The organism is Bacteroidales bacterium (assembly GCA_031275285.1).
In the GTDB taxonomy this organism is placed as follows: domain Bacteria; phylum Bacteroidota; class Bacteroidia; order Bacteroidales; family UBA4181; genus JAIRLS01.
Genome location: JAISOY010000143.1, coordinates 1 through 10,437, shown reverse-complemented (window position 1 = coordinate 10,437; position 10,437 = coordinate 1). Strand labels below are relative to the sequence as shown.

Below are 10,437 nucleotides of genomic sequence, written 5' to 3'. Positions count from 1 at the left end.
CCAGAAGAAATAATTACGGATTTATGCAAATAATTATGGGATAATAAATGGAAAATTACCAATAAAAAGGAACATTTATCAACTTAATTCAATCTTGTTTATCAATCCTTCTATCTTATTCCTGGACGACTGATAAAAGCGGAACCTTGCAATATAACTCTCCTGATTTTCAAGATTAACGGGAATATAATGAAATAACGCACCTTGATTGGAATTATAATTAAGTATCTCATCCATAGACAAATTAAACTTTTCACAGATCTTTTTAAGTTCGGAAAAAGAAAGTTCTTTCTCACCCCTAATCCGTCTATATGCAGAATCACTACTCACCCCCAACAAATCTTCAATAATATCCGCTAACCTGTATTGGCCGGATATCTTTGATTTCACAATTTCAAACAGTCGTTTTTGTTCTTTCATGAGTTTAGCATTAAAATAAGCCGTAAATTTATAAAATTACGGCTTATTTTCAATTTTTTTGAGATGAATTCACTTATGTTTCAAATAAATCCGCTCTTCTCCCAAATATTTTTCTATTTCCGGATTAAATAAATTGGCGTGTTCTTGTAGGCATGCATCTCAATACTTGTAAGCCATAAAATAGATATCACTAATACCCTGTTTGATATGATATATCTTTAGCTTTTAAATATGCATGTTCTGGAGATAGCAAGGTTCCTGACGAAAGTCTTGCCGGATACGACGGTATGTTCGACGAAACACCTTACCTTGGTGATAAGGGTTATTGCCCCAATCGCAGGCCATTGTCCACTTATGCGGCCATGATTACACGGATGGACAGTAAAGTAGGGATGATCCTGGAAAAACTGGAAGAACTGGGGCTGGATGAAAACACTATTGTGATGTTTTCAAGCGACAATGGGACTACCTTCAACGGTGGTGTCAATGCCGGTTACTTCAACAGTACGGATGGGCTAAGAGGCTTAAAAACCGACGTGTACGAGGGCGGGATACGCATGCCGTTTATTGCACGTTGGCCGGCCAGGATCAAACCGGGAACTGTAACCGAACATATCTCGGCGCAATACGATGTTTACGCCACATTCAAGGAAATTGCAGGTGAAAGTACTCCCTATTATACCGACGGAATTTACACTCCTGGGTGAAGAAAACCAACAAAGACATGAATACCTGTATTGGGAATTTGGCGCCAAGGGCGGACAATTAGCCGTCAGGATGGGCAATTTAAAAGGTGTGAAACAAAAGGTAATCAATAACCCGGAAGTTCAGTGGGAGATATACGATCTTGCGCAAGACCGTAGCGAAACCACAAATATTGCCGTACAGCACCCTGAAATGCCGGCAAAGTTTGATGCTATTGTAGCCAAACGCCGGCCTGCACACATCAAAGAGTGGAACTTCATGGACTATGATGCACAATAATAATGATCATATAATTCTTAAATACAATGAAACCAATCATCTTTATTTTTATAATTTGTCTTTTTTTCGTCAGTTGTAGTAATAACAACCCGTACCATGAGCTCATCGCATGTGGCGATGACAAAATCCTGATCATAGACGAGCAGGCTTCGAACGGAACTGATGTCAAAGTCGTTTGGAGTTGGAAAGTAGCCGAAGCAGCGTCACAACTACCTGAAAGATATCAAAAGTACCTGGTTCCACTGGATGAATGCAAACCGGTAGATGGTGGTAAGAATCTCCTGGTAACTTCATCGGGTGGCGGTGTGGTATTGATTGAACGGTCAACTAAGAAATGCCTGTTTTATGCTTACGCTCCGATGGCGCATTCGGCCGATGTATTGCCCAATGGCCGTATTGCTGTGGCTCTTTCTACGCATTCGAAAGGAAACAGTATTGAAATATATGACATGAACCAACCCGAAAAGGTACTGTACAAAGACAGTTTGTATTCGGGACACGGCGTCGTGTGGAATGCCAGACGGCAACGGTTGTATACATTAGGATACAACGATCTTCGCGAATATTCGTTGGTAGGCTGGAATACGCCATTGCCTACATTAAAACTTGAAAAGAAATGGATTATTCCGGGTAAAGGCGGACATGACCTTTCTCCCGTTTCAGATGATGAGTTGCTGATTTCCGAACACCATGGCGTACACTCTTTCAGCATTCCCAACGAAACATTTATCCCTTTTGAGCCGTTGAAAACCGCAAGGAACATCAAATCGGTCAATTACATCGCAGGAAGCAAAAAGTTAGTATATACGCAGGCCGAAGAAAGCTGGTGGACAAAGAATATCTATCTCAGGAATCCGGATAAAACCATCAATATTCCCGATGTGAAATTGTACAAGGTACGACTCGCCAGGTAAAAGCCGGATCATTCCTGTGGCGTAATTTACCTAACCGCAACTATTTTTCATTACGTTAACCCGATTCATTCCCATGGTCAGGTTAACGTATTTGTCGTTTTGGTATAAAAAAGTCGTCTTGTGTAAGTTTACATTTTGTAGCTATGTATTTACAATAATCTAAACGGCCTGTTTTCTGGTCGCGGGTGTCCGAACCGAATGTAAATTTCAATCCCGCACGTTTTGCCATCAGAATGAACTGTTCATCAGGAACACGGACCAAATCATTAATTTCAATGGCTATGTTTCTTGCATAGGCTGCATCAATGATTTGCTGCAAACGTTTCTTTGTCCATAACCTATTGTATTCCCGTTGAACAGATATAGGTAAAAACAACGGACAGGCAAATATATCCAAAGGTTCGTCACCTGTAAGGATCTCCATATAATGTTGCATGTTGCGTTCCATGAAAGCATCAGGGTCATCAATATAAGTCGCGTATTCCCATATTTTGATCGTTTCACCGTAACTGTTTCCATTCGGAATTATCTGTGGATCCATGGCTACATAGTCGGCCTGGGCGATCAGTTCGGGAGAGAGGTTCTTCGACCATCCCGGGCTCATGGGTTGAAGACCCACATAGACGGGATAGGGTTTTACCGCATCAATATAGGTCTTCAATTGTGTATCATTCTGTATTCCCCATGGAGCTATGTTTTCCATAACGCCAAACCGGATGCCAGTCTTTTCTGATTTAGATACAATATCCCCGATCGACTGGTTGTCGGAACGATGGACATGCAGGTCGATCAACGGAAAATCAGGGGAAGCGCGATGAGTATTATCACTCCAATGATGTTCCGCAGCTTCAACTTTCCCTATTATGGCTCCTGCAACTAATGCACCGGTTGTTTGTATGAATGTTTTTCTATTCATTATTTATTCCATTCCTGGTTTGGATCTATTTGCTATAAGAAGTTTTCACAAAAGGAGCATTTAAAAGGTAATCAATACTTGTTTTAAGACCTTTTTCCAAACTTTCACTATAACCTTCCATTTCAACAACAATATGTTTTGTTCCGGCTATATCCGCATTATTGAAAATAGCATCAAAACCGACCATTCCACTTTGTCCGACTTCTTTATGGTCTTTTATATGGAGAACAGTAAAACGTCCGGGATATTTCTTAAAGTATTCAACCGGGCTGTTTTTCCCCATTACTGTCCAATATACATCCATCTCAATAAATACGTATTCCGGATTGGTGTTTTCTATCATGTAGTCCATCATCACTACCTGATTTTCCACTTTCCGAAATTCCTGTGAATGATTATGGTAGCCAAATTTCATACCATTTTCTTTACATCGTCTTCCGATTTCATTATAATAATCGCAATAAGTTTTCAGGTCTTTTACTGTTTTGGGAACATCGAGCCAGGGAACAACTATATAGGTCATTCCTGCTGCCTTATGTGCAGCTATACACTGATCCCACCACTTCATGGATTCTGTAAAATTACCCGAAGATAATTCCTCCGGAGCAAGATATCTGTTACAGTGGGAAGATAATACTTTCAAACCCGCAGCTTCTACGTCCCGTTTAAATTCTTCCGGCTTTCTGCCATAGAATAATCCTTCATGGTAACCTGCCGATTCTACGGCTGTATAACCCATTTGGACAAGTTCCTTTAATATGGCAGCGTAATCAGCATTGTAATTTCCGGATTGATTACCCACATGACTTCCGATACGTTCCCTGACGGAATAGAGTTGTATGGCTATTTCCTTTTTAGCACTTCTCTTTTTTTGTGCCTGTGTTGCATTAGGGATGATTAAAAAAAGTGCCAAAAATGCTAAAAAATAATATCTACTTTTCATAATTACAGAATTTTATAAAATGATTAATACAAAACAATCTGATGCTGGTTTATTAAGAGATCAACAAAAATACATCGTATACATGAAGTGTAAGTTACATAATAGTTCAAACAATTGTCTTATATTCGCATTTTAAACCTTCATAAGTAGATGGGTAGCATTATTTATGAACAAATATTCAAGAGAGAGCATCGTTCATTCCATTACAGAAGGGATCGGCATTATTATATGGATGAGTTTCCTTATCATCAACATCCTGAATTTGAAATAACGTATGTTATCAGTGGAAACGGGAAACGGGTGACCGACGATTTTATTGAAGAATTTGAAGAAGGTGAGGTTGTTTTAATTCCACCTGACCTGCCGCATGGCTGGGTATATGATAAAACTTTGTGTGCTCCCAATGGAATGATTGAAAATGCCGCATGGCAATTCAATTTTTCATTCCTGCATACACTGGAAACGTTCGCACCTGAGTTTATGCCTATTGTCATGTTTTATAGGGAATTAAAACAATGCATTGTAATTATGGGCGATACGGCAAAGGAAATAAAGGGCTTACTGCATAAATTTGAGAATTACACTGAACCTGAAAGTGTAATAGTCCTTTTGAAAATTTTGTATATGATTGTACAAAGCAGTGATTACAAGTATATCGGCAATCATGTGTTTAATGGCAATAAAATACACCGGAACAAACAAAAGTTACAGGCTATCTATAAGTATATTGTGGAAAATTACCAACATAAGATTACACTTTCAGAGATTGCCGAATATGCAAAAATGAATCGTACCGCATTCTGTCTTTTCTTTAAAAAAGCTACAAATGAGCCATTTGCAGCTTATCTTATATCATTCCGCTTACAGACGGCTTGCACACAGTTAGTGAGAACGAACCTCTCTATCAAGGAGATTTGTTTTGCTGTGGGCTTTAATGATGTGCCTTATTTCAACCGGATCTTTAAAAAACAATATGGGGTTACTCCTTCACAATACCGGACAAATATGCAGATAGAACTCATTTTTTGATTGAAAAATTTAATTACCGGATCTCGGTAATTAAATTTATGAAGCCCCATTTTATCTGTCAGCTCTGGAAAAACACGTCCATTTCTCTGTTATTTTCATGAGTTACAATTTTAAATGATCGAAACTCCATGAATATGATCCGGATAAACATTGCACGATCCAACTTCGACGCTAGAAAATGTGTTGGTTGGTAGATACAAATTTAAGTAATTCGCTATCTTTACCCGGAGAACTTTTATTTCATCAAATTGCCCGGGTTTTAAGCGGATTGAAACAATAAATATGTTAAAGAGAAAACTTATATTATTTCTCGTGATTTCATTAACGTTTTCTCTTCCTGCATTTTCACAGGACGATGAGGGATTAATCGATCTGATAGAAACATCACCTTTATTTCCGGGCGGTGAAGATTCGCTGTGGTGCTTTATTGAATCGCATCTGGATTTTAAGATTCTGAATACTCATGTAAAACAGGGTAAAATCATGGCATCCTTTACTGTCGACACTGAAGGAAAAGTGATCAACTGCGAAACTAATTCAGTTAGTTTTCAACGGTTTGACTGGTATATGAAAGATACACTCATAGAAAATGAGATAGTAAGAGTATTGAACTTATTGCCGGATTGGACACCTGGAGATCTCAGAGGACATCCAATAAAAGTAAAATATACATTACCTTTAAAAATTCCATACATCGAACCTAAATGTAAGAATTTCAATAATTCTACATTTGTATACTTATATCAAAAAGTTGATCAACCGGCAATATTTCATTTCGGAAGTGAAATGGAAACCCAACCAAGCATACAGAAATATATTGAGCAAAACATGCTTTGGCCGAGTGATGATGACTGTTTCGGAAATGTATACATACGAACAATTATTGACGAAAAGGGAAAATTATCGGATTTTACAATTATAAGGGGACTTGATAGTTGCCGGGGATTCAACGACGAAGCATTACGGTTGGTCCGGTCGATGCCCCCGTGGAGTCCGGCAATACTTGAAGGAAAACCTGTAAAGTCATATATAGTAATACCTATAAGTTTCAGAATAAGATGAAATTTCTTATAAGCATAAAAAAGAGTATAAGACGGAACAGAAAGAAGATCCTCATTCTTTCAATCATTGTGGCCGCCTCATTTCTTGGGATTAATTACTTTGTAAAATACAGTTCCAACAAAAAGTGTTACAAATATTTAAATAATGTTCCACCCTGTGAAGTAGGAATTGTGTTAGGTGCAGGCATTCGGGGAAACTCGCCGAGTAAATACCTTGAAGACAGGCTCAATGCAGCCATCAACCTATATAAAAGCAATAAAGTACAAAAGCTGTTGTTGACGGGCGACAACGGAAGAAAAGATTATGACGAGCTGACTGTAATGAAACGATATTGCTACAGGAACGGAGTCGATACCGCCAGAATATATTTGGATTATGCGGGTTTCGACACCTATTCGAGCTTATATCGTGCAAAGCGGATTTTCAAAGTCGATAAAGCAATCATCATTTCGCAAAATTATCACATCGACCGCGCGGTTTTCACGGGCAACCGACTGGGAATCGACAGCTATGGCTTTGCCGCAGATAACGGAACGTATAACAACTATCGGAAAAACGTGATTCGTGAATACGTGGCAGTAGTTAAATCGGTTTTTGACATAATTATCAAGCGAAAACCGAAATATCTCGGCGAAACGGTTGATATCGACGGAGAGTCAAATTATTCGTTATGAATTTGATCGATGAAAATTCCAGTATCTTGATCATTGAAAGTAAAATATTTTATTTTGAATTAAAAGCGTAAACATCAGCCATGTGACCAGTTTATGATTCGTAGAAATTATGCCAATTCTTTTGATGGATTCAAATATCTAAAATTATGACTATGATGGCCATACAGTTGATAAATAAATTAAATAACAAGAAAATTAATCATTTAAAAACTTGCATTGTATAAATGCACTATGGGTAAGTTGATATAATCTGATCAAAATTCATTACTTTTGCAAGTAGCTTGATAATCACAGAATCAAACAAATCAAGGGTTAGGTACTCATTTATAATGAACAACCGAATCAGCGTGTAATATAAATTGTTATACTAAAATAACCAGGAACATATAACATTAAGAATATCAAATATGAAACCCTTATGAGCGAATGCTTGCCAGAAAAATCATCGAATAAAAATGAGATATCATAAAATGTGGGTTCTATACTATCATTAAACATCAAAACAAAAACGGTTAAATCGAGCACGATCAATAAATCACATAAAGAGATGATGAATATTGTGTGAGTTCCAAATGTACTTAACAAACAAATTATAAACATATGAAATACTTAAAAATCCTATTAGCAGGAACATCATCTTTGCTTTTTATATCTGCATTCGCATTTTGCAGTAACAAAACACCACGGGAACGGAACTCCCAAATACTGCCCCCCGTGGAAACCCAAAAGCCGAACACCGGTTATAAATCCGCATTCGAAGGTCAAACACGAATTCCGGGTGTTAAAACAAACATTCCTTATGAAGTTAAGGTCATTGCAAAAGGTCTCTCCAGTCCCTGGGCTATCACATCTCTTCCCGACGGCAGGCTAGTCATCACCGAAAAAGCCGGCAGACTTCGTATCGCCACCACCGGTGGTCAGTTAAGCGATCCCATTACAGGATTCCCTGAGGTAGACGACAGAAAACAGGGAGGATTGCTTGACGTTGCTCACGCACCCGATTTCGAGTCAAGCCGGATGCTTTATTTTACCTTTGCCGAAAAAACACCACAGGGTTCACTTACAGCTGTAGGAAAAGGAAAACTCTCTGCCAATGAGAAACAAATCGAAAACTTCCAGGTTATTTACAGGGCCATGCCCTACTATGATAACAGTATGCACTTCGGAAGTCGTATTGTTTTTGATGACAACGGAAATATTTTCGTATCCACCGGTGAACGTTCCGATCTGGCAACCAGGCCCAAAGCCCAATTGCTCGACAACGGATATGGTAAGGTTATTCACATTACCCCCGAGGGACAGCCGGTGCCGGGAAACCCGTTTGTAAATGCCGAAGGAGCACTGCCCGAAATCTATTCTTACGGACACAGAAATCCGCAGGGACTGGCTATTCATCCCATTACCCGGGAACTGTGGCTATCGGAAATGGGACCTCGCGGCGGCGATGAAATCAATCTGATAAAACCAGGCAGGAATTACGGATGGGCAACTATCACCTACGGAATCGAATACAGCGGAGAAAAGATAGGCGAAGGAATTACGCAAAAAGAAGGACTCGAACAGCCTGTATATTACTGGGATCCGGTCCTTTCTCCGAGCGGTATGACTTTTTATGGTTCCGACGTCATTCCCGAATGGCAAAACAACCTGTTTATAGGCGGATTGAGCAGTAAGCATATTGCCCGTATTGTATTGAAAAACAATAAAGTGATTGGTGAAGAGCAGTTACTTGCAGATGAAAACCAGCGTTTTCGTGATATAGGTGAAGGAAAAGACGGGGCGCTTTATGCCGTAACCGATGAAGGAAGATTATACAGGATAGGTAAGAAGTGAAAGTGATTTGTTATGTTTGTATCCTTTGAACAGATCATTAAAAATAAACCATGGCTACAGTAAATATTTATCTTACCTTCAATGGTAATTGCGAAAAAGCATTCAATTTCTATCAATCTGTTTTCGGCGGAGAGTTCAACTATGTTGCCCGGTACAACGAGATGCCCCCGCAGGAAGGGATGCCCCCTATGTCGGAAGATGACAAGAACAGGCTCATGCACATCGGGCTGCCGATCAGCAAAGAGACGATACTGATGGGTGCTGATAATATCCAAAACTACGAAAGCCATACCACTTTCGGAAACAACTTCTCGATTATGGCAACGGGCAACAGCAAAGAGGATGCGGACAGGATATTCAATGCCCTGGCAGCCGACGGCCGGATTACGATGGCTATAGCGGATCAATTCTGGGGTGATTATATGGGAATGCTTGTCGATAAATTCGGTATCAGCTGGCTGGTAACCTATGAATTACCTAAAGGGTAAGGTAAAACGCATACGATCATGCCGGATAAGAAGTTTGAGTTTGATGCGGTCATTCGTAAAGTTCCCGATATTGACGGTGCTTATGTGGAAATCCCGTTCGACGTGAAGGAAGTATTCGGAAAAGGACGGGTTCCTGTGCATGCTACTTTCGATGGAGTGCCATACACTGGAAGCATAGTAAAAATGGGTACTCCCTGCCATATTATAGGGATCCGAAAGGATATCCGGGCGCAGATAGGTAAACAACCGGGTGATACAGTAAGAGTAACAATAGAAGAAAGATGATGATTCTGAAGAATTTCAGTTAAACAAATATTTTTCGATTTGACCGATGTTAAATTGAAAGAGATCCCCGTTGGAGGAATAACCAGTCTTACTACAGATTTTAAAGAAATGGGTAAGACCATGGCATCTTTTATCAATAAAAGATCAATTGCGACTATGTACAAGTGCAATTATATTGTTTTTATTTTAAGATAATAACCATATTCTTATATCGAGCTGACGTTATTATAATGAATTCCGGAGATTTAATTTTCATGGATTCCCGATAGGTGAGTGACTGATTCTTCATTCTTTTTACTCACTTCGTTCGTGAGATCGGCTACACCTAAGTTCGCCTAAGTTCACGCCGGAAAAAGAAGCAAAAACGGCTTGACAATTACTCCCGTTGGTCGTGAGGGCTTTGCTAAGTTTTAACGCGCTCCGCTTGTCGGGTTATTCGCTCCGCTCATGAAGGCTTTGCCGTTCGCTTGAACGGAACTAAGCCAAAGGCGATCTCATGGAGCGAAGTGGAATAAAATTGTCAATATGGTAGGCTTCGCCTGATAAACGGGCAAAAATTGCCCACTCTCATTATTTACGATAAATTTTGCTTAGCTTGAAATAACATCTATTTTCTCAATGTGTCGCCTTATACCATGCTGTCTCGTTTTTTTCCACTGCTTTAACATTGATACTCGGATCAGATATAGTTATCCCCGAAAATGCCTTTATCTCTATCGCACCCATGGTCATGGAGTAATAACTGCCGGTATGCATACTCAAACCGGGCGGAACTGTCCGTTCCAGTTGGTTCTTAAATCGATGCAATAGATCCGTATCAGTACAAAGTTTTGCCACATAGTCACCAAGATCAAAGAAGATTACCGGGTAGTAACCGTCCATCCGTTGA

Annotated in this window: 13 protein-coding genes; 9 read left to right on the top strand and 4 right to left on the bottom strand. The window is 39.5% G+C overall.

Features of this window, described 5'->3' with window-relative positions:
* Positions 1 to 78: 78 nt before the first annotated feature.
* Complete coding sequence (locus LBQ60_14770; protein MDR2039182.1) at positions 79 to 420, bottom strand: helix-turn-helix domain-containing protein; 342 nt, start codon at positions 418 to 420, stop codon at positions 79 to 81.
* A gap of 287 nt (positions 421 to 707) precedes the next feature.
* Here LBQ60_14770 and LBQ60_14765 point away from each other — a divergent pair, with 287 nt between their 5' ends.
* The 3 genes from LBQ60_14765 to LBQ60_14755 are packed head-to-tail and all read left to right on the top strand — an operon-like array spanning position 708 to position 2,318.
* Positions 708 to 1,127 carry a sulfatase-like hydrolase/transferase gene (locus tag LBQ60_14765; GenBank protein MDR2039181.1) on the top strand — a complete coding sequence of 140 codons (420 nt, stop codon included), beginning with the start codon at positions 708 to 710 and terminating at the stop codon, positions 1,125 to 1,127.
* On the top strand, positions 1,081 to 1,404 hold the full coding sequence (locus LBQ60_14760; GenBank protein MDR2039180.1) for a hypothetical protein: 324 nt from the start codon (positions 1,081 to 1,083) through the stop codon (positions 1,402 to 1,404). The genes LBQ60_14765 and LBQ60_14760 overlap by 47 nt, the downstream gene beginning before the upstream one ends.
* 26 nt (positions 1,405 to 1,430) lie before the next feature.
* On the top strand, positions 1,431 to 2,318 hold the full coding sequence (locus LBQ60_14755) for a DUF6528 family protein (protein ID MDR2039179.1): 888 nt from the start codon (positions 1,431 to 1,433) through the stop codon (positions 2,316 to 2,318).
* Positions 2,319 to 2,400: 82 nt separating this feature from the next.
* On the opposite strand, the gene LBQ60_14750 is transcribed toward LBQ60_14755, so the two are convergent.
* Positions 2,401 to 3,234 carry a hypothetical protein gene (locus LBQ60_14750; protein ID MDR2039178.1) on the bottom strand — a complete coding sequence of 278 codons (834 nt, stop codon included), beginning with the start codon at positions 3,232 to 3,234 and terminating at the stop codon, positions 2,401 to 2,403.
* A gap of 25 nt (positions 3,235 to 3,259) precedes the next feature.
* Entirely contained in the window at positions 3,260 to 4,177 is a 918-nt protein-coding gene (locus tag LBQ60_14745; GenBank protein MDR2039177.1) for a sugar phosphate isomerase/epimerase, read from the bottom strand.
* Positions 4,178 to 4,327: 150 nt separating this feature from the next.
* Here LBQ60_14745 and LBQ60_14740 point away from each other — a divergent pair, with 150 nt between their 5' ends.
* The 6 genes from LBQ60_14740 to LBQ60_14715 all read left to right on the top strand — a co-directional run bounded on the left by LBQ60_14740 (position 4,328) and on the right by LBQ60_14715 (position 9,548).
* Positions 4,328 to 5,206, top strand: coding sequence for an AraC family transcriptional regulator (locus LBQ60_14740; protein ID MDR2039176.1), 879 nt, complete (start codon positions 4,328 to 4,330; stop codon positions 5,204 to 5,206).
* Positions 5,207 to 5,488: 282 nt separating this feature from the next.
* Positions 5,489 to 6,268, top strand: a complete 780-nt coding sequence (locus LBQ60_14735; GenBank protein MDR2039175.1) for an energy transducer TonB — start codon at positions 5,489 to 5,491, stop codon at positions 6,266 to 6,268.
* Positions 6,265 to 6,942, top strand: a complete 678-nt coding sequence (locus LBQ60_14730; protein ID MDR2039174.1) for a YdcF family protein — start codon at positions 6,265 to 6,267, stop codon at positions 6,940 to 6,942. The genes LBQ60_14735 and LBQ60_14730 overlap by 4 nt, the downstream gene beginning before the upstream one ends.
* 600 nt (positions 6,943 to 7,542) lie before the next feature.
* Positions 7,543 to 8,775 carry a PQQ-dependent sugar dehydrogenase gene (locus LBQ60_14725; GenBank protein MDR2039173.1) on the top strand — a complete coding sequence of 411 codons (1,233 nt, stop codon included), beginning with the start codon at positions 7,543 to 7,545 and terminating at the stop codon, positions 8,773 to 8,775.
* A 50-nt stretch (positions 8,776 to 8,825) separates the two neighbouring features.
* On the top strand, positions 8,826 to 9,263 hold the full coding sequence (locus LBQ60_14720; protein ID MDR2039172.1) for a VOC family protein: 438 nt from the start codon (positions 8,826 to 8,828) through the stop codon (positions 9,261 to 9,263).
* 18 nt (positions 9,264 to 9,281) lie between these two features.
* Positions 9,282 to 9,548, top strand: coding sequence for a DUF1905 domain-containing protein (locus tag LBQ60_14715; GenBank protein ID MDR2039171.1), 267 nt, complete (start codon positions 9,282 to 9,284; stop codon positions 9,546 to 9,548).
* Positions 9,549 to 10,163: 615 nt separating this feature from the next.
* Here LBQ60_14715 and LBQ60_14710 read toward each other — a convergent pair.
* The coding region (locus LBQ60_14710) for a Clostripain family protein (GenBank protein MDR2039170.1) at positions 10,164 to 10,437 on the bottom strand (274 nt) is incomplete at its 5' end.

Coding starts and splice junctions, on each gene's coding strand:
- LBQ60_14770 (MDR2039182.1), bottom strand. CDS start 420: ATGAAAGAACAAAAACGACTGTTTGAAATTGTGAAATCAAAGATATCC.
- LBQ60_14765 (MDR2039181.1), top strand. CDS start 708: ATGTTCGACGAAACACCTTACCTTGGTGATAAGGGTTATTGCCCCAAT.
- LBQ60_14755 (MDR2039179.1), top strand. CDS start 1,431: ATGAAACCAATCATCTTTATTTTTATAATTTGTCTTTTTTTCGTCAGT.
- LBQ60_14750 (MDR2039178.1), bottom strand. CDS start 3,234: ATGAATAGAAAAACATTCATACAAACAACCGGTGCATTAGTTGCAGGA.
- LBQ60_14745 (MDR2039177.1), bottom strand. CDS start 4,177: ATGAAAAGTAGATATTATTTTTTAGCATTTTTGGCACTTTTTTTAATC.
- LBQ60_14740 (MDR2039176.1), top strand. CDS start 4,328: ATGGGTAGCATTATTTATGAACAAATATTCAAGAGAGAGCATCGTTCA.
- LBQ60_14735 (MDR2039175.1), top strand. CDS start 5,489: ATGTTAAAGAGAAAACTTATATTATTTCTCGTGATTTCATTAACGTTT.
- LBQ60_14730 (MDR2039174.1), top strand. CDS start 6,265: ATGAAATTTCTTATAAGCATAAAAAAGAGTATAAGACGGAACAGAAAG.
- LBQ60_14725 (MDR2039173.1), top strand. CDS start 7,543: ATGAAATACTTAAAAATCCTATTAGCAGGAACATCATCTTTGCTTTTT.
- LBQ60_14720 (MDR2039172.1), top strand. CDS start 8,826: ATGGCTACAGTAAATATTTATCTTACCTTCAATGGTAATTGCGAAAAA.
- LBQ60_14715 (MDR2039171.1), top strand. CDS start 9,282: ATGCCGGATAAGAAGTTTGAGTTTGATGCGGTCATTCGTAAAGTTCCC.